Annotated in this window: 16 protein-coding genes and 1 pseudogene; 10 read left to right on the top strand and 7 right to left on the bottom strand. The window is 69.5% G+C overall.

Features of this window, described 5'->3' with window-relative positions:
* The first annotated feature begins 135 nt into the window (after positions 1 to 135).
* On the top strand, positions 136 to 2,040 hold the full coding sequence (locus OG194_RS26715; RefSeq protein WP_327403328.1) for an MFS transporter: 1,905 nt from the start codon (positions 136 to 138) through the stop codon (positions 2,038 to 2,040).
* A 3-nt stretch (positions 2,041 to 2,043) separates the two neighbouring features.
* Here OG194_RS26715 and OG194_RS26710 read toward each other — a convergent pair whose 3' ends face one another.
* The gene (locus OG194_RS26710) at positions 2,044 to 2,883 is read right to left on the bottom strand and encodes a hypothetical protein (RefSeq protein WP_327403327.1); all 840 of its coding nucleotides are present in this window, start codon (positions 2,881 to 2,883) and stop codon (positions 2,044 to 2,046) included.
* 81 nt (positions 2,884 to 2,964) lie between these two features.
* On the opposite strand from OG194_RS26710, the gene OG194_RS26705 reads away from it, so the two are divergent.
* Together OG194_RS26705 and OG194_RS26700 are read left to right on the top strand one after the other, a co-directional pair.
* Positions 2,965 to 3,753: an SDR family oxidoreductase gene (locus OG194_RS26705; protein ID WP_327403326.1), complete on the top strand. Its 789-nt coding sequence runs from the start codon at positions 2,965 to 2,967 to the stop codon at positions 3,751 to 3,753.
* A gap of 135 nt (positions 3,754 to 3,888) precedes the next feature.
* Positions 3,889 to 5,466, top strand: coding sequence for a sodium:solute symporter family protein (locus OG194_RS26700; protein ID WP_327403325.1), 1,578 nt, complete (start codon positions 3,889 to 3,891; stop codon positions 5,464 to 5,466).
* A gap of 18 nt (positions 5,467 to 5,484) precedes the next feature.
* Here the strand turns inward: OG194_RS26700 and OG194_RS26695 are convergent, their stop codons facing one another.
* Positions 5,485 to 6,606, bottom strand: coding sequence for an ADP-ribosylglycohydrolase family protein (locus OG194_RS26695; RefSeq protein ID WP_327403324.1), 1,122 nt, complete (start codon positions 6,604 to 6,606; stop codon positions 5,485 to 5,487).
* Between the two features lie 1,082 nt (positions 6,607 to 7,688).
* Positions 7,689 to 8,084 carry an ATP-binding protein gene (locus OG194_RS26690; RefSeq protein WP_442811803.1) on the bottom strand — a complete coding sequence of 132 codons (396 nt, stop codon included), beginning with the start codon at positions 8,082 to 8,084 and terminating at the stop codon, positions 7,689 to 7,691.
* Between the two features lie 143 nt (positions 8,085 to 8,227).
* On the opposite strand from OG194_RS26690, the gene OG194_RS26685 reads away from it, so the two are divergent.
* Entirely contained in the window at positions 8,228 to 9,040 is an 813-nt protein-coding gene (locus OG194_RS26685) for a helix-turn-helix domain-containing protein (protein ID WP_327403322.1), read from the top strand.
* Positions 9,037 to 9,222: a DUF397 domain-containing protein gene (locus tag OG194_RS26680; RefSeq protein WP_327403321.1), complete on the top strand. Its 186-nt coding sequence runs from the start codon at positions 9,037 to 9,039 to the stop codon at positions 9,220 to 9,222. Before OG194_RS26685 ends, OG194_RS26680 begins: the two co-directional genes overlap by 4 nt.
* Here the strand turns inward: OG194_RS26680 and OG194_RS26675 are convergent.
* Positions 9,216 to 10,393: pseudogene (locus OG194_RS26675) on the bottom strand (transcriptional regulator). The gene OG194_RS26680 and the pseudogene OG194_RS26675 sit on opposite strands and share 7 nt — an antisense overlap.
* A 185-nt stretch (positions 10,394 to 10,578) precedes the next feature.
* Between OG194_RS26675 and OG194_RS26670 the strand changes: the two are divergent.
* Both OG194_RS26670 and OG194_RS26665 read left to right on the top strand, forming a co-directional pair.
* A complete protein-coding gene (locus OG194_RS26670; RefSeq protein WP_327403320.1) occupies positions 10,579 to 10,719 on the top strand; it encodes a hypothetical protein in 141 nt (46 codons plus the stop codon).
* Positions 10,716 to 11,219: a DUF2165 domain-containing protein gene (locus OG194_RS26665; protein ID WP_327403319.1), complete on the top strand. Its 504-nt coding sequence runs from the start codon at positions 10,716 to 10,718 to the stop codon at positions 11,217 to 11,219. Before OG194_RS26670 ends, OG194_RS26665 begins: the two co-directional genes overlap by 4 nt.
* Here the strand turns inward: OG194_RS26665 and OG194_RS26660 are convergent.
* Positions 11,212 to 11,763 (bottom strand): hypothetical protein, encoded by a 552-nt coding sequence (locus OG194_RS26660; RefSeq protein WP_327403318.1) that lies wholly within the window; start codon positions 11,761 to 11,763, stop codon positions 11,212 to 11,214. The two genes, OG194_RS26665 and OG194_RS26660, sit on opposite strands and share 8 nt — an antisense overlap.
* A gap of 122 nt (positions 11,764 to 11,885) precedes the next feature.
* Entirely contained in the window at positions 11,886 to 14,471 is a 2,586-nt protein-coding gene (locus OG194_RS26655) for a bifunctional FO biosynthesis protein CofGH (RefSeq protein WP_327403317.1), read from the bottom strand.
* A 238-nt stretch (positions 14,472 to 14,709) separates the two neighbouring features.
* Between OG194_RS26655 and OG194_RS26650 the strand changes: the two genes are divergently transcribed.
* Positions 14,710 to 16,239 carry a CehA/McbA family metallohydrolase gene (locus OG194_RS26650; protein WP_327403316.1) on the top strand — a complete coding sequence of 510 codons (1,530 nt, stop codon included), beginning with the start codon at positions 14,710 to 14,712 and terminating at the stop codon, positions 16,237 to 16,239.
* Between the two features lie 9 nt (positions 16,240 to 16,248).
* On the opposite strand, the gene OG194_RS26645 is transcribed toward OG194_RS26650, so the two are convergent.
* Positions 16,249 to 17,061 (bottom strand): endonuclease/exonuclease/phosphatase family protein, encoded by an 813-nt coding sequence (locus OG194_RS26645; protein ID WP_327403315.1) that lies wholly within the window; start codon positions 17,059 to 17,061, stop codon positions 16,249 to 16,251.
* 51 nt (positions 17,062 to 17,112) lie between these two features.
* Here OG194_RS26645 and OG194_RS26640 point away from each other — a divergent pair, with 51 nt between their 5' ends.
* Positions 17,113 to 17,508, top strand: a complete 396-nt coding sequence (locus OG194_RS26640; RefSeq protein WP_327403314.1) for a nitroreductase/quinone reductase family protein — start codon at positions 17,113 to 17,115, stop codon at positions 17,506 to 17,508.
* 19 nt (positions 17,509 to 17,527) lie between these two features.
* Positions 17,528 to 17,965, top strand: a complete 438-nt coding sequence (locus OG194_RS26635) for an SMI1/KNR4 family protein (RefSeq protein ID WP_327403313.1) — start codon at positions 17,528 to 17,530, stop codon at positions 17,963 to 17,965.
* Positions 17,966 to 17,969 lie beyond the last annotated feature (4 nt).

Genomic DNA, 17,969 nt, shown 5'->3' with positions numbered 1-17,969 from the left:
GCCCGTCGGCGGGGTGCGTGCTAGCGTCGCGAATCGGGGCACGTCGCCGGTCGAGCGGGACGCGGCGTCGAACAGGCCGGGAACGGGACAGGACGCGGCCGAGAACGGAAGACGGGACACGGGGAGTGCCTTCAGGTGGCCACAGCGGAGCCGACACGTGCCGACGATGCCGATCCGGGCCCGGTAACCGGCCCGCGAATACGCGTACCCGCGCACACCGCGACAGACAGGACGGATGACGCGGCAGTCGACGCCCATCACACGGACGACAGCGGGACCCGCGAGGTCGAACCCCGTGAGAACAGCACCCGCCTGACACGCTTCGTCGACCGTCTCCGCGCCCCCTTCCTCGCCCACCCGGTGATCGGCTTCACGCTCCTCTCCGGTGTCCTCCACGTCGTCTGGTTCTTCACGTTCGCGAACAGTGGCGGCGACCTCGCGGCGCAGGACGCCTGGGCCGAGTTCGTCGGCCGCCACCCGGACTCGGCGTACAACCTCGCCTGGTACGGCGGCATGCACCCGGTGTCGTACAGCGTGGTCTCGCCGTATCTGATGTCGGTCCTCGGTGTCCGTACGACGATGATGATCGCCGGGACCATCTCGGCGGGCCTGCTCACCATGATCCTGATCCGCAGCCGCTCGGTGCGGAACCCGCTGTGGGCCTCGCTCGCGGGTGTCTTCGCGCTGCTGTGCAACGCGGCGTCGGGCCGGGTGACGTACGGGCTTGGCCTGGTGTTCGGGCTCGGCGCGGTGGCCGTGGTCTTCTGCTGGCCCTACCGCTGGCGCTACAAACGCTGGGCGAAGGCCCTGTGCGCGGCCCCGCTGGCCGCGCTCGCGACCATGTCGTCGCCGGTGGCCGGACTGTTCGTGGGCCTGGTCGCCGTAGCCCTGTTCCTCCAGAAGCGACGCCCAGGTGCATGGGCCCTCGGCCTCGCGCCCGCGGCCGTGGTGGCCGTGTCCGCCTGGCTGTTCCCGTTCTCCGGGACGCAGCCGATGCTGTTCGGCTCGATGATCCTGCCGCTGGCGTCCGGGGTGATCGTCTACTTCCTGGTGCCGCGCGAGTGGAAGACCGTACGGATCACGTCGGCCGTGTACAGCATCGGCGTCATCCTGGTCTGGCTGGTCAGTTCGCAGATCGGCTCGAACATAAGCCGACTGGCGATGCTGTTCGCGGGCGTGGCCCTGATCGCCGCGCTGCCCTTCGCGGTGCCGCGCTCGCGCAAGTGGTACGCGATCGCGCTGGCCTTCGTCGGCTTCAACGGCTGGATCGGCTTCAAGTCGGTCGACGACGTCATCAACACCGCCCCCGCCGCGTCCTGGTCGCACGAACTCGCGCCGCTCGTCAACGAACTCCAGACCGTAGGCGCCGAGCGCGGCCGCGTCGAGGTCGTCCCGGCCGCGTCCCACATCGAGGCCTCCGCGCTCGCGCCCTACGTCAACCTGGCCCGCGGCTGGAACCGCCAGGCCGACATGGAGCGCAACCCCCTCTTCTACGACGACACCCTCAACTCGGCGAACTACCACGAGTGGCTCCAGCGCTGGGCCGTCCACTACGTCGTGCTGCCGAAGGACAAGCTGGACGGCGACGGCGGCGAGCGCGAACGGGCCCTGGTCCAGCGCGGGATGCCGTATCTGAAGCAGGTCTGGGGCGACACGAACTGGCAGCTGTTCCAGGTCACCGACCCGACGCCGCTCGCCGAGCCGAACTCGGTCGTCGACCGGGCGGAGCAGGGCGAGTTGACCATCGAGGTGAAGAAGAAGGGCCGGATCCTCATCCGCATCCCGTACTCGCCGTGGCTGAGCATCGTCGACGCGAAGGGCAAGAGCCTCAAGCCCCCGCAGGAGACCGACGCGTCCAAGCACCGCGCCGAGGGCACGCCGAAGACGTACGACAACCTCAACGGCTGCCTGATGGAGACGGAGGAGGACTCCAAGGGCGACAAGTGGACGATGTTGCTGGCCCCGAAGACAGGAACGTACCGGCTGGCGGCGCCGTACCAGTTGCCGCGGGGTACTCCGTGTCCGGATGAACTGAAGTAGTGGTCAGCGGAGTTGGTCCACGTACCTGTCCGTGCCCGGCACCGTGGGGATGAACGGTGCCACCAACTCCACCCGCCCCAGCCCCGATTCGGCCACCGGCGTCTCAAGATCCGCGAAGTGCTCCTCCCAGCACTCCCGCGGATCCGCCTCCAGGAACCACAGCAACGTGAGCCGGGTGTCGACCCCCTCGACCTGCTTGACGTAGGTCATGCGGTCGCCCGGCAGCGGGGTCGGCCGGAAGACGGTCACCATGGCGGCCGGTGACCCGGCGAGGCGCTTGGGCAGCTGCCGGGAGCGGAGCCACTCCAGCAACTCGGCGCGCTGCTCGGCCGATTCACTGTCGACGACCTCCAACACCAGCCCGGCGTAAGGGTGGTCGAGGGCGTGGAAGTCCCGCGGGCCCGCCGCGCCGTCCCGGTACACGGTCGCCTCGTGGTCCTGGAACGCCGTGAACACGTGCGTACGGTCCTGGTACACGCGACCGTCCCGATTGAGCCGTTTGTTGATGCCGACGGTCCACTTCATGTGGTCGTCGTAGCGGCCCTCGGTGACCCAGTACGTGGAGAGGTAGCAGCCGGCGGTGACGGGCTCGGCGACGGCCGACTTCTCTGGCCGGCGCAGGAGTTGGAGGTCGCGGGTGGCAACCCAGCGGCGGCCCGAGTACATCCAGGGCATGGCCATCGCACCCGCGTAGTAGTGGTCGTCCTCGTACCAGCGGTTGTAGGCGTACTCGTGGCCGGGGCGCGGTTCGACCATGGTGATCAGCGCATGCCCCGGCCGGACTCCGTACGGTCCTACGGCGGCCAGTTCGGCGTACACGTCGCTCCGGGTTTCCTCGCTCACGTCGCTCCCCTTCCGTCCTCCGCCGGTCGCCCATACTCTGACGCCCCGTCAGATAAACCGCCAGACCCCGGGAGGGATCGAATGTCGCTGCTCGCGGGCAAGACCGTCGTCGTCTCGGGGGTCGGGGCCGGACTCGGCCACCAGGTCGCCGCCGCCGTCGTACGGGACGGGGGGAACGCCGTCCTCGGTGCGCGCACGGAGGCGAATCTCGCCAAGTCGGCCGCCGAGATCGATCCGGACGGCGCGCACACGGCGTACCGGGCGACGGACATCACGGACGAGGCGCAGTGCGAGGCGCTGGTGTCGGTGGCGCGGGAGCGGTTCGGGCGGGTCGACGCGGTGGTCCAAGTGGCCGCGTGGGACAGCTACTTCGGCGGGGTCGAGGACGCGGACTTCACCACCTGGCAGTCGGTGATCGACGTGAACCTGCTGGGGACGCTGAAGATGACGCGGGCCTGCCTGCCGGCACTGAAGGAGGTGGGCGGCGGCTCGATCGTCTTCATCGGGACACAGTCCGCCGTGGCCGCCCCGTCCCAGGTGCGGCAGGCGGCGTACGCGGCGTCGAAGGGAGCGCTGACGAGCGCGATGTACTCGCTGGCAAGGGAGTTGGGGCCGTATCGGATCCGGGTGAACACCGTGCTGCCGGGGTGGATGTGGGGGCCGCCGGTGGAGGCGTACGTGCAGTTCACCGCGCACACGGAGAAGGTGCCGGAGGCGGAGGTACTGAAGCGGCTGTCCGACCGGATGGCACTGCCCGAGCTGGCGACGGACGGGGATGTGGCGGACGCGGCGGTGTTCCTGGCGTCGGAACGGGCGCGGGCGATCACGGGACAGTCGTTGCTGGTCAACGCCGGGGAGCTGATGCGATGAGTTCACATAGCTGAACGCGGAACATCAATCCGAACGATTTTACTCCCCCTTGACCGTGCGCTTACTTGTCGTGCTCACGCGCGACCGCCCACGATGAGCCCCGGGCTGAACCGGCTCAATCGTGGGAGGGCGCATATGAACGGGCTCGACTGGGCCGTGCTCATCGGCTATTTCGGCGTGATGGTGGCGATCGGTGTGTGGTCGCACAAGCGCGTCGACAACGTGAGCGACTTCTTCACGGCCGGCGGGAAGATGCCGTGGTGGCTCTCCGGCATCTCGCACCACATGTCGGGCTACAGCGCGGTGATGTTCACCGGCTACGCGGGCATCGCCTACACCTACGGCGTCACGTCCTTCATCACCTGGTCGTTCCCGATCGCGCTGGGCATCGCCATCGGCTCCAAGCTGTTCGCGCCGCGCATCAACCGGCTGCGCTCACGGCTCCACGTGGCGTCCCCGCTCGAATACCTGAAGAACCGCTACAACCTGAAGACCCAACAGGCGCTCGCCTGGTCCGGGATGCTGCTGAAGATCGTGGACGTGGCGGCCAAGTGGGCGGCGATCGCGACCCTGTTGTCGGTGTTCACAGGTGTGTCCCTGAACCAGGGCATCCTCATCACCGGTGCGATCACGGCGGTCTACTGCACGATCGGCGGCCTGTGGGCGGACGCGCTGACCGAACTCGGCCAGTTCATCATCCAGTTGCTGGCCGGCGTCTCCATGTTCGTGGCCGTCGTACTGAAGCTGCACGACAAGGGCATCAGCTTCCTCGGGGCCTGGGACGAACCCGCGCTCCAGGGCCACGGCAAACCGCTCGTCGGCCCCTACGGCACGGTCTTCCTCCTCGCGTTCCTCTTCATCAAGCTCTTCGAGTACAACGGCGGCATGCTCAACCAGGCCCAGCGCTACATGGCCACCAAGAGCCCCTACGAGGCCGAGCGTTCGGCCCGGCTGTCGGCGGCGCTGTGGCTGATCTGGCCGACGGTCCTCTTCTTCCCCATGTGGATGTCCCCGCTCCTGGTCCACGCGCAGAAGCCGGACGGCTCCGACTCCTACGGCCTGATGACCGAACAACTCCTCCCGCACGGCCTGTTGGGCCTGGTGGTCGTCGGCTTCTTCTCCCACACGATGGCGATGTGCTCCTCCGACGCCAACGCGATCGCAGCGGTCTTCACACGGGACGTGGCACCGGTCGTATCGGCCAAGGCCCGTGCGTGGGACGACCGTTCGGGGCTCATCGCGGCCCGCGTGACGACGGTCGTCTTCCTCGGCCTGTCGATGTCGGTGGCGACACAGATCAACTCGCCCACGTTCAAGGACATCATCACGGTCGTCATCAAGTGGGTCGCGGGCCTGATGGGCCCGATCGCGATCCCGATGATGCTGGGTCTGCTCCGCCCGTTCCGCAAGTCCGGTCCCACGGCGGCGCTGACGAGCTGGGCGGCGGGCCTGTTCGCCTTCTGGCTGGTCAACTACCCGATCAACTGGGAGGTGGACGGCGGGGTCCCGCTCCAGTACCAGGTGTCGATCCCGCTCGCGGTCTCCCTGGTCCTCTACATCCTCATCGGCTACGTGAAGCCCGAGGACACCCCGGAACGGGACGCGCTGATCGAGAAGATCAACGGCGGCGGGGACGACGACGGAGAGGCGGCGGCGGTGACGGTACCGGCACAGGCGAGTGCGGGAGACGACGTGGTGGGCAGCCAGTCGTAGCTACGGCTCCGGCTCCGACTACGCGCCTCTGGGGTATCTGGCGATCCACCCGGGGGCGGACCCGGCGGGCCCGTGCAACGCGGGCCCCTGGGTCATCTCCACCGCGAAATCATCGGCGAGCACAAGCAACGTGGGACGGCCCTCCAGCTCGGCCAGCCAGGCCGGCGGGAGGGCCGTCTCGCCGTGCAACGCCCCGAGCAGACCACCGGTGAGCGCCCCCGCAGTCCCGGAGGGCCCACCGTGATTCACGGCCAGACACAGCCCATGCCGTACGTCCTCGCCGACGAGCGCGCAGTAGACAGCCCCCGCGAGCACCCCGTCCGCGTTCCCCTCCCCCACGAGTTCCTCGACCCGCGCGGAGGTGGGCATCCCCTGCCGTACGGCGCCGAGAGCGCGCTGGAGCGCGACGGAGACGGGCTGGTGCCCGGGTCTGACGGCAAGCAGGCCGAGCGCCCGTTGCACGGCGGCGTCAAGACTCTCTCCACGGGCAAGTCCATGGACAATGACGGCATAGGCACCGGCGGAGAGATACCCAACGGGATGCCCATGAGTCTGAGCGGCACACTCCACGGCGAGCTGCATCACCAGCTGAGGCTCCCACCCCACGAGCAACCCAAAAGGCGCGGACCGAGCGGCGGCCTCCCCACCCACCTCGCCAGGATTCTTCGGAGCATCGAGCGTCCCCATCCGCTCATCCCCAAACCCCAGCAAACAAGCCCGAGTTGGATCACGCCGAGCGTAGAGCCACTCCTCGCGCGCAAGCCACCCATCATCCTTACGACGCTCATCGGGCCCCCAGTCATGCTGGGTCGCGGCCCACCGCAAATAGGCCCGATGCAGATCGGTAGGCGGATGCCAGGCCCCGGTGTCGCGCCGCACCTGAGCGCGGATCAGCCCATCGACGGTGAACAGACTGAGCTGCGTGAGATGAGTGACGGCCCCCCGCCGGCCGTAGCCGAAGACGAGATCCACGACGCCCTCAGCACCGTAGGCCTCCCGGATCTCATCCCCCGCCAACAGATCCACCGGCGCACCGAGCGCGTCCCCCACGGCGGCCCCGAGCAGCGTCCCCCGCACCCGACTCCGAAAATCCTGCTGCTCCACCCGACCCCAGACGGCCGCGGTTGCCGTACTCACCAAGGCCTCCTCGGGCTCCGTCGTACGTACGAGTCAGTTCAGCACTGTAATCGAACGGGGACGGTGGGTTGAGGGGGTGGATAGGGGTGGATCGGTACGCGGGGTGGGGCCACTCGCTTCTCGGCCAGTGTCGGCCTTCCACGGCCCGAGTAAAGGGCGCTCCCTACGGTCGCGTCGGCTGCGCCGATTCCGCTCCGCTCCACCCTTGACTCGACCCGCTCCAGCCCGTTTCAGAAGCGAGCGAGCGGCCCGGAAGGACGGGTGGCCAAGGCGGGCAGGCCCTTGCCTGTGCTGAGTCGTGGGCCGGTGCGGAGGGGCGCGCTCGCGTCTCGCCTGCACGCCGGGCCGGCTTAGCGACTGCCCGCCGGTGGGGTGGGAGACGCGGGTGGAGGGTGCACGGGGGCGTGCCGCCGTTCGGCCCGCACGCGGCCTCGGCTTGAGCGGCCGACCCCGGGTGGGTAAGTGCTGGAAGCCGGGGGTAAATCTAACCACCGTCGCCGCCTTTGACCGGTTAGAAAAGGACACAGGCTGCGCAGAGTGGTGGGGGAAGAGCCCAGCAGGGAAGGACCGGCGGGACGGGTGGCAGCACCCAACCGCACTCCCCACCGGGCGTTGGCCGCTGAGCCGACCCGGCGTGCGGGCGAGACGTCAACGCGTCGCACTCGCCCCGGCTCCGCCCCGCCCTGGCCTCTCTGGAAGCTGTGTCTATTTCTAACCAGTCACAGCCCACAACGGTGGTTAGATTTACCCCCGGCTTCCCGCAACCACCCATCCACCCGTCCGCCCATCCACTCATCCACCGTTGGCCGCTGAGCCGGCCCGGCGTGCAGGCGAGACGCGAGCGCGCCCCTCCGCACCGGCCCAGAACGCAGCCCACCCGACAGGATTCGTACCTGGCCACCCATCCCTCGGGGCCGCCCGCTCGCTTCTGAAACGGGCTGGAGTGCACCGAGTCAAGGGTGGAGCGAAGCGGAATCGCCGTAGGCGACGCGTAGCGCCCTTTACTCGGGGCATGGAAGCCCGACACTGACCAAGAAGCGGGCGGCCCGACGTTCACTCCACAACTCAGGCCCACAGCAACCCCCTCACCCCCGCCCCAACACGAGCTCGGCCCACACGGTCTTGCAGGGGGCGGGTGCCTCATCGACACCCCACCGCTCCGCGTACGCGGCCACGAGCAGCAGCCCGCGCCCCGACTCCGCCCACACCGAGTCCGAGTTCGGGACATGGGGGACCCGATCGCCCCGGGCGTCCGTCACCTCGATACGGAGCGTGCCCAATGCGTCGAGCCGTAGTGTCAGCCGGAAATCGCGCCCGGGTACCCGCCCGTGAAAGACGGCGTTCGCGGCGAGTTCGGCAACGACGTGTTCGGCGGCGTCGGACGGCAGCCCCCAGTCGGCGAGTTGACGTTCCGTGAGGAGACGGGCGAGGCGGGCTCCCCTGCGCGTCGCGGACAACAGCACGGTGAAGTGCCGTACCAGGGTGGCGGCTTGGGTGATTTCTTCATTCACATCACTCAGCGTGGCCACTCCTGTCTACCCTGAACAGCATTCATGTCGGTACGGAGCGCGACTGTCCGGCTGCTGTCCGGGGTCGTCCGGCTCGTGCACGAGAGGTGGGCGGTGTGGAGGACGAGGAGTCGGCGGCCGTACTGAAGGCGGTAGGCCGGCAGATCAAGATGTGGCGGGAGGCCGCCGGGCTGTCGCAGGCGGAGTTCGGGGTCGAGATCGGGTACAGCGCGGAGATGGTCTCGTCGGTGGAGCGGGGGCGGCGGGCCCCCAAGCCGGAGTTCCTCGACAAGGCGGACAAGGTGTTGAAAGCGGGCGGCAAGATCTCCGCGATGAAGGAGGACGTGGAGAAGGCCCGGTACCCGAAAAAGGTCCGGGATCTGAAAAACCTGGAGGACGAGGCCGTAGAGCTGGGGGCCTACGACAGCCACCAGATTCACGGTCTGCTGCAAACCCCGGACTATGCAAGGGAGTTGTATGTCATGCGACGCCCCGCGTACACGGAGGAGGAGATCGACCGGCACGTCACCGCGCGCGTGGCACGCAAGGCCGTCTTCGAGCGCAAGCCATCACCGCTGCTCACCTTCGTCCAGGAAGAGGTGACGCTACGGCGACCCCTCGGAAGCAGAATGGTGCTGCGGAAACAGCTTGAACACCTCCTGGAGATCAGCAAGTTGCGCCATGTCGAGATCCAGGTGATGCCCACAGACCGTGAGGACCACGCGGGTATGGCGGGCTCGATCCGGCTGCTGAAGCTCCTCAACGGCAAGACACTCGGCCACTCGGAGGGCCAGCTCCACAGTCGACTGATCAGCGATCCCAAGGAAGTTCAGGTCCTGGAAATGCGCTATGGCATGATCCGGGCGCAGGCTCTCACGCCACGGGAGTCCCTGGCCTTCATCGAGAAAGTAATGGGAGAAGAGACATGACCTCCGCGCTGAAGTGGTTCAAGAGCAGCTACAGCAGCAACGACGGCCCTGATTGCGTTGAGGTCGCGATAGCCCCCGCAGACGCCACAGTCCACGTACGCGACTCCAAGAACACGCAGCGCGCCCAACTCGCCTTCGCGGATGCCTCGTGGGCCGAGTTCGTGGCTTTCGCGTCCTACTGACGTACAGCCGCCTGCAACTCACGGACGCCGGTCGTACGCGGGTGCCGTTCTGCCAGTTCGTGGACGATGCTGCGGATCGCGGGCCGGTCCCGGACCTCGGCGGGGCTGGCGCGGTATGCGGAGAGCAGCGCCTGGGTGGTCTGTTCGGGGCGTTGCCATGCCCACCATGCTCGCGCCATGTCGGTGCCCAGGCGGGCCTTGCGCTCGGCGGTCGGGAATTGCGCGGGCGCAGGTTCTTCCCCGCCTCCAGGGCCGCGCCCGCATCGCCGAGCGCCCAGTGCACTCCGACCGCGTACAGGTCGACGGCGGCCGGGTTGATGGGGAACAGGCGTCCCGGCGGGGCGGTTTGAGGCAATCGGCTGGCGGCGCGGCGGGCTTCCTCGGTCATCGCGAGGGCCTCGGCGCGGTGTCCGCCGCGGGCGGCGGTGTAGGCCAGGGTGCAGAGCATCTGCGCGTACGCGGACGCCGACGCGTCGGTCCGCAGTCCGGTCGCCTGTACCCCGGAAGCCGCCGCCAACATGAGGCGCTGGGCCTCCTCACCGCGATCCTGGTGGAGTAGCACGATCGCCAACTCCCGGACCGCGGCGGCCGATGCGAGGGGTGAACCAGAGACCTCGGCCCAGGTGCGGGCGCGGTCCGCGGTGAGTCGGGCCTGCTCGTAGGAGCCGAGCTTGCTCAGTACGGCGGCGGCGAGGCTGTAGACGGAGGAGAGGCGGGCCTGATCGAGTTCCCGGCGGGAGGAGGCGGCAGCGTGCCCGTCGGCGATGAGGCCGGGCAGGGCGGCGAGCAGAGGCGCGTGCGTGCCCTTGTCGTACAGGTCGCGGGCGGCGGCCAGCCGGGCGTCCAGCGGTCCGGCGCCGGTCGGTGCGGGAGTGTCGGCCAGGGCCTCGTCCACCCCCAGCAGCAGGGCGGCCGGTCCGGCGGCTGCCGTTGCGGTGAGCAGCGTACGGCGGCGCATCGGGTCCTCCTCGGCGTGCGGACTGGCCGTCACCCTAGTGGCCGTCGATACCGTCGGGGTGGGTGGCGCGAGAGAACTCACCAGGACGTGTCGCGGAACACCGACTTCGAGCGCGGCGCGGTGTTCGCGGCCGAGGCGGATGAGCGCGCCGGGGCGCCGTTGCGCGGCCAACTCGCGTGCTCTCGTGCTGTTCCAGAGCGGGTCAACGGGCACGGGCCCCTCCCACACCGCACGAACGGGGCCTTTCAAGCTACGGGTGCGGAGCGGGGCCGTCGAGACCGCTTGCACACCGCGCAAAGCCCTTACGCGGAAAGCGAGTTGATCGCACCTGGCCCGTTCCGTGCGGCGTGCTGGGCGCAGCGCCCCGAAACGCGGGGCACCGTCCAACGGAGGTCTGGGTGAAGACCCTGGACGAGGCCGGGTTCACGGACATCAGCGTCGACCTGCTCCCGTCGACCAACGAGGGACCGCGCGCCGCGGACACCCTGTTGATCCGAGCGGTGAGCATCCCTCGTACGCGGGGAAGAAACCGGTCATGACCACCCCCACCTCACGCACCGCGGCACAGCTCGCCGCCACCCTCCTCACCGCCACCGTCGCCCTCTACATCGCCCTCGTGGCGTTCGGGAACATCACCGACTTCGGGACCAACCAGCAGTTCGTGCGGCATGTGTTGGCCATGGATACGACGTTCAAGGACGACGATCTGATGTGGCGGGCGGTGACCAGCAAGGGGCTACAGGACGCGGCTTATGTGCTGATCATCGTGTGGGAGACGCTTGCCGCGCTTGTGCTCGGATATGGGACCTGGCTGTGGGTCCGGCGGGATGACGAGCGGGCGCGGCGGTTCTCCACGTACGGGCTGCTCATGCTGATGGTGTTGTTCGGGGCCGGGTTCATCGCGGTCGGCGGTGAGTGGTTCTCGATGTGGCAGTCGAAGGACTGGAACGGGCTGGAGGCCGCGACCCGGGTGTTCCTGCTGAGCGGGGTCGTGCTGGTCGTCGTTCAGCTCACGGAGAGCCGGACGGCGACTACTTGACCACTATCACCTTCGTGCTCGTCGTCCCGAACGCCCACAGTGCCGCGCCGTCCGCCTTGCCCATGCGGACGCCGCCCGTCTCCTTGCCCGCCGCCGGCGGGGGCGAGGAGCCGTCCACCGCGTTGGAGAAGGCGATGTTGAGGCCGGACTTGGTGGCGAAGTAGACGATGTTCTCGATCTGGACGCCGTCGGAGCCCGTCGTGGCGTCCTTGCGGACCGACACGGTGTATTTGCCGGGGTCGGGGCTCACCGTGCCCGGCCAGACCGCGAACGTACGGCCCGCCTTGTCGCTCGCGTCGACCAGCCAGACCCGTTTCTGGCCGACGGCGTAGACGATGCGCCGCCCGGTACCGGAGGAGGCCGGTACCGCGGCGGCCGTCGCGTGCGGCTTCGGGGACGTGGACGCGTGCGCGGACGCGGAGGCGCTCGGGCGGGCGGCGGACGCCTTCGGGTGCGGGCCCTTGTTGGCCTGGACGGCCAGGACCGTGACCGCGGCGATCGCTCCCACCGTCAGACCGGTCACCCAGACCTTGGAGGCAGGCACGGGCACGCATCTCCTCAGCTACTCACAGCCCCCACATCCCGATCGAACAGGGGTCGGATCATCGTACCGGCCCCCCATCCCGACACCCGACCTCTCCGCCCGCTCCCGCCCGCTCCCGCCCCTCAGTCCAGCACCGGCAACAGCTCCGGCAGGTGCCCGTCCGACACCGCCGCCGCCCGCTGCCGCTCCTCCGACACCTCCCCGTACAAGGTCGTACGGGGGCGCGCCGGCCGACCCGCCAGCTCCGCCACGGCGACCAGGTCCCGCACCGACTTGTACGAGCCGTACGACGAACCCGCCATCCGCGAGATCGTCTCCTCCATCAGCGTGCCGCCGAGGTCGTTCGCCCCGGAACGCAGCATCTCCGCCGCGCCCTCCGAGCCCAACTTCACCCAGCTCGTCTGGATGTTGGGGATGTGGGGGTGCAGGAGCAGCCTCGCCATCGCGACCACCGCCCTGTTGTCCCGCATCGTCGGGCCCGGGCGGGCGATCCCCGCCAAGTACACCGGCGCGTTGGTGTGGATGAACGGCAGCGTCACGAACTCCGTGAAGCCGCCCGTGCGTTGCTGGATGGACGCCAGGGTCCGGAGGTGGCCCAGCCAGTGGCGTGGCTGGTCCACGTGGCCGTACATCATCGTCGACGACGAACGGATGCCCAACTCGTGGGCCGTCGTGACCACTTCGATCCACGTCGCCGTCGGCAGCTTGCCCTTCGTCAGGACCCAGCGGACCTCGTCGTCCAGGATCTCCGCCGCCGTGCCGGGGATGGTGTCGAGGCCCGCCTCCTTCGCCGCCGTCAGCCACTCGCGGATGGAGAGGCCCGTGCGCGTCGCGCCGTTCACCACCTCCATGGGGGAGAACGCGTGGACGTGCATGCCGGGGACGCGTTCCTTGACCGCCTTCGCGATGTCGAAGTACGCCGTGCCGGGCAGGTCGGGGTGGATACCGCCCTGCATGCAGACCTCAACTGCCCCGACTTCCCAGGCCTGTTGGGCCCGGTCCGCCACCTGGTCCAACGACAACGTATAGGCATCCGCGTCCGTACGGCGCTGCGCGAACGCGCAGAAACGGCAGCCCGTGTAGCAGACGTTGGTGAAGTTGATGTTCCGCGTGACGATGTACGTCACCTCGTCGCCGACCACCGACTTCCGCACGTCGTCCGCGATCCGCGTCAGCGCGTCCAGCGCCGGACCGTCCGCGTGCAGCAGCGCGAGCGCCTCCGCGTCGGTGAGGCGAGTGGGGTCGTCGGCCGCCGTCGCCAGTGCCTGTCGTACGTCCGTGTCGATGCGCTCGGGGACCATCCCGGGCGCCGCCGCCTCGCGCAGGGCGCCCCAGTCGCCGTAGACCTCGTCGAAGTCGTCACGGCGGTCGGACGTACGGCCCTCCGTGTCGATCGTCGTGTGGAGGTCCGTGCGGCCGGATGACACGAAGGCCTCCTCCGGTTCCTGCCACGCGTGTCCCTCGACCACCGCGTCCTCACGGGCCAGGCCCGTCTCCGGGTCCGCCAGCGCCCGTACGTGCGGCAGCAGACGCGGGTCCAGCCAGGGTTCGCCGCGACCCACGAACTCCGGGTAGACGCAGAGGCGTTCGCGGAGTTCGAAGCCCGCCTCCGCCGACTGCTCGCGCAGCAACTCGATCTGCGGCCACGGGCGTTCGGGGTTCACGTGGTCGATCGTCAGAGGCGACACCCCGCCCCAGTCGTCGATGCCCGCGCCGATCAGGCGCTTGTACTCCGAGTCGACGAGGTTGGGCGGGGCCTGGAGGCAGGCCGACGGGCCCATGATGTGCCGCGCCACCGCGACCGTCGCCACCAACTCGTCCAGTTCCGCGTCCGGCATGCCGCGCATCGCCGTGTCCGGCTTGGCGCGGAAGTTCTGGATGATCAGTTCCTGGATGCCGTGGTAGGAGCGGGCGACCTTGCGGAGCGCGAAGAGGGAGTCCGCGCGCTCCTCGTAGGTCTCGCCGATGCCGATCAGGATGCCGGACGTGAAGGGGACCGACGAACGGCCCGCGTCCTCCAACACCCGTAGGCGTACGGCCGGTTCCTTGTCCGGGGAGCCGTAGTGCGGGCCGCCGGGCTCGGACCACAGGCGGGTCGCGGTCGTCTCCAGCATCATGCCCATGGACGGGGCCACCGGCTTCAGGCGCTGGAAGTCCGTCCACGTCATGACGCCGGGGTTGAGGTGCGGGAGCAGGCCCGTCTCCTCCAGGATGCGGATGGAGATGGCGCGGACATACGCGATCGTGTCGTCGTAGCCGTGCGCGTCGAGCCACTCGCGCGCCTCCGGCCAGCGGTCCTCGGGCTTGTCGCCGAGGGTGATCAGGGCTTCCTTGCAGCCGAGTTCGGCGCCTCGGCGGGCGATGTCGAGGACCTCGTCGGGGGACATGAACATCCCGTGGCCGGCCCGGCGGAGCTTGCCGGGGACGGTGACGAAGGTGCAGTAGTGGCACTTGTCGCGGCAGAGGCGGGTGAGGGGGATGAAGACGCTCTTCGAGTACGTGATCACGCCCGGTCGGCCGGCCGTCGCCAGGCCCGCGTCGCGCACCCGGGCGGCGGACGCGGTCAGGTCGTCGAGGGCCTCGCCGCGCGCCTGGAGCAGCACCGCCGCTTCCGTCACGTCGAGCGCGACGCCGTCACGGGCGCGTTTGAGGGCGCGACGCATGGAGTTCTCGGTCGGGCCGGTTCCGGAGCTCGCGGGAGTCGTCATCCTTCGAGCATACGATCGGCCTGATCAGGCCAGAGAGAGACGCCCGATTCATGCCGCACCGCAGATCGTTACACGGTGTGACTGGCCGCGGGAGCGCCCCGGCGTCCCCATGCCGACTCCGGATTTCCGACACCCGCCGATTCCCTGTCCTTGCACGGGAGTTCACAGCCGACTATCAGAGTCGTACGGGTCACCTCCGCACCGTCCCTGTCACTCACGACACCCCGGGAGCAGCAGCATGTGCGATGACGATCACGGAAACGGCACCACCAGACGTGCGCTGATCGTGACGGGCGCCACCGCCGCGCTTACGTTGGGAAGCGTGACCTTCGCGAGCGGTGCGGCGACCCCGGCAAGCGGTGCCCAGGAGACGCGGACGGTACGGGGCACGCTCCCGACCGGTTCGCCCGACTATGTGTACGTGCCCGTCGAGGTCCCCACGGGGGTCGCCGAGATCAAGGTGGCCTACACGTACGACAGGCCGTCCGTCCCGGCCGGCACCCAGGGCAACGCGCTCGACATCGGCATCTTCGACCAGCACGGCACGGACCTGGGCGGCCGGGGTTTCCGGGGCTGGTCGGGCGGGGCCCGCACGGAGTTCTTCCTCCGCGTGGACGACGCGACGCCCGGCTACCTCCCCGGCCCGGTGCACGCCGGGACCTGGCACATCGCGCTGGGCCCGTACACCGTCTCCCCGCAGGGGCTGTCGTACGAGCTCACGATCACGCTCACCTACGGCGACCCGGGCGTCGCCCCGCGACCGGTGTACCCGCCGGAGCGGGCGAAGGGGCGCGGGCGGGCCTGGTACCGGGGTGACTGCCATCTGCACTCCTGGTACTCGGACGGGCGCCGCACCCCGGCCGAGATCGCGGCGCTGGCGCGGGCGGCGGGCCTGGACTTCATCAACTCGTCGGACCACAACACCCCGTCATCGCACCCCCATTGGGCCTCGGAGGCGGGCGACGACCTGCTGATCCTGCTGGGGGAAGAAGTCACCACCCGTAACGGTCACGTGGTCGCCCTCGGCACCGAGCCCGGCACCTTCGTCGACTGGCGGTACCGGGCTCGCGACAACCGCTTCGGACGGTACGCCCGCGAGATCCGGCGGGCCGGCGGCCTGGTCGTCCCCGCCCATCCGCACGCCACCTGCATCGGCTGCGCCTGGAAGTTCGGCTTCGGCGAGGCGGACGCCGTCGAGGTGTGGAACGGCCCCTACACGCCCGACGACGAGATCGCCCTGGCCTCCTGGGACGCGACACTCGTGGCGTCCGTACGGGAGAACCGGGAGTGGCTCCCGGCGATGGGCAACAGCGACGCCCACCGCGACCCCGACGCGATCGGTCTGCCCCAAACCGTCGTCCTGGCCGAGGACTTGACGCGGGAGGCGATCCAGGACGGCCTGCGCGCGGGGCGTTCGTACGTCGCCGAGTCCAAGAACCTCTCCCTCACCTTCACCGCGACCGGCGGCCGGGCCCAACACGCGGGAATCGGCGAGCGGTTGAGGGTGGCTGCGGACACCCCCGTCACGCTACGGCTGGAAGCCACCGGTGCCCCGCGCTGCACCGTCCGCTTCGTGACCGACCAGGGGGTGCTGTTCACCAGCGATCCGCTCCCGGTGAGCGGGGCGGGGGTGGTCGAGTGGGGTACGACGGCTGCCTACGCGGCGTACGTACGGGCCGAGTTGAGGCACGAGACGGCGGCGGGGGCGGTACCGGGGGCGCTGGCGGCGCTCACGAACCCGATCTTCCTGGGCGAAGCCAAGCGGTAAGCCGGTGGACTAGGCGCTCAGATCCACGACAACGGCCGCGTGGTCGGTCGGCCACACCCCGTCGACCGGCCCGTCCCCCGCCCGCCGTACGCCCCGCACATGCCCGAGCCCGCCCTTCCCGGTCGGCGCGACGAAGACGTAGTCGACGCGCACGCTCGGCCCGAACGTGCCCGCGATGTACGGATTGTTGAGGTCCCAGGTGGCCGAGGGCGCCCCCGGCTCGGCGAACTCCCAAGCGTCGATGAGGACTTGCCCGTCCACGGCCGGCGCGGTCCGGTACCCCCCGAAGAGCCGTACCTCGTCGGAGTCGGGCCAGGCGTTGAAGTCGCCGGTGACGACGGGCGGGAAGGGGCCGCCGCCACGGTGCTCGGCGACGAATTCGGCGAGCGCGGTGACCTGTTGGCACCGTACGGCCGAGGCCTCGGTGGCGGAGGAGAGGTGGACGGTGAAGAAGGGGACGCGATGCCCCGGCGCGTCCAGCCCCGCGTACAGCGCGAGCCGGCCGCCGTCTCCATCGCCCGGCGGCAAGGGCAGTACGGCCCGCTCGGCGACGGGCCAACGGCTGAGGACGGCGTTGCCGATCCCGACGGTGGGATCGCCGAGTCGCCGCTGCCAGAACCCGGGGTCGTGGGAGGCTCCCCAGGTCCAGTGCATCCCGAGTTCCGAGGCGAGCCACCCGGCGAGGTTCACACCTTCGGCATCCCACACCTCCTGCAACCCGACGACATCGGGCCGCAGTTCACGCAACACGGCGAGAATCGCCTTCTGCCGGGCCTCCCAGGGCCCGTACCGCCACCACAGGTTCCACGTCACGACGCGCACGGCACCATTGAAGTCCACACCCCGGCCCACCGACAGGAGATCAGCAAACCGATGCCCACATCGAACCCCGAGGCCAAGTACCGCACCATCAGCCGGATCCAACGCGTGCTGAACTCGGTCACCCGCCACCTCCCCACCCAGACCGTCCTGGAGACCACCGGCCGGGTCTCCGGTCAGCCGCGCCGCACCCCGCTCGGCGGCCGCCGCATCGGCGACACGTTCTGGCTCGTATCGGAGTTCGGCGAGCTCTCCCAGTACGTCCGCAACATCAAGGCGAACCCGAAGGTCCGGGTCCGCATCATGGGCCGCTGGCACACCGGCACGGCCCATCTCCTCCCCGACGACGACCCCCAGGCCCGCCTGCGCACCCTGCCCCGCTTCAACAGCGCGGCGGTGAAGGCGATGGGGTCGAGCCTGCTGACGGTGCGGGTGGATCTGGGGGACTGAGCCCGCCTAACCTGCACGCATGTGGAGAGACACCGCCCAACAGGCCTGCTCGGAGACCGAGTTCGACGTTCCGGTCGATACGTCGGCCCTCCGCGCGGCGGAGCGGCGGCTCGGACGGCGGCTCCCCGCCGCGCTCGCGGACCTGCTCCAGGAGACGGACGGCATCCGCGGCCCGTACGGACTCGCCACCGTCTGGCCCCTCGAACGGATCGTCGCGGACAACCTGCACTTCTGGTCGGACCCGATGTTCGCCGACCTCTACATGCCGTTCGAGCCCCTGCTGTTCTTCGGTGACAACGGCGGCGGCGACCAGTTCGCGTTCGTGCGTGTTCCCGACGGGCGGCCCGACGTCTTCGTGTGGGAGCACGAGGACGACAGCCGCCGGTGGGTGGCCCGGGACCTGCGGGACTACGTCGCCCGATCGCTCACGTCCGAGGGCGACGACTGGTACCGGTAGCAGG

Source organism: Streptomyces sp. NBC_01288 (assembly GCF_035982055.1).
Lineage (GTDB): Bacteria > Actinomycetota > Actinomycetes > Streptomycetales > Streptomycetaceae > Streptomyces.
Note: the sequence above shows the minus strand (reverse complement) of the source record. Positions and strands in the feature narration are given on the sequence as shown.

Bases quoted from the DNA above. Each gene is read 5' to 3' on its own strand.
- OG194_RS26650 (WP_327403316.1), top strand. From the start codon at position 14,710: ATGTGCGATGACGATCACGGAAACGGCACCACCAGACGTGCGCTGATC.
- OG194_RS26705 (WP_327403326.1), top strand. From the start codon at position 2,965: ATGTCGCTGCTCGCGGGCAAGACCGTCGTCGTCTCGGGGGTCGGGGCC.
- OG194_RS26640 (WP_327403314.1), top strand. From the start codon at position 17,113: ATGCCCACATCGAACCCCGAGGCCAAGTACCGCACCATCAGCCGGATC.
- OG194_RS26655 (WP_327403317.1), bottom strand. From the start codon at position 14,471: ATGACGACTCCCGCGAGCTCCGGAACCGGCCCGACCGAGAACTCCATG.
- OG194_RS26700 (WP_327403325.1), top strand. From the start codon at position 3,889: ATGAACGGGCTCGACTGGGCCGTGCTCATCGGCTATTTCGGCGTGATG.
- OG194_RS26680 (WP_327403321.1), top strand. From the start codon at position 9,037: ATGACCTCCGCGCTGAAGTGGTTCAAGAGCAGCTACAGCAGCAACGAC.
- OG194_RS26665 (WP_327403319.1), top strand. From the start codon at position 10,716: ATGACCACCCCCACCTCACGCACCGCGGCACAGCTCGCCGCCACCCTC.
- OG194_RS26635 (WP_327403313.1), top strand. From the start codon at position 17,528: ATGTGGAGAGACACCGCCCAACAGGCCTGCTCGGAGACCGAGTTCGAC.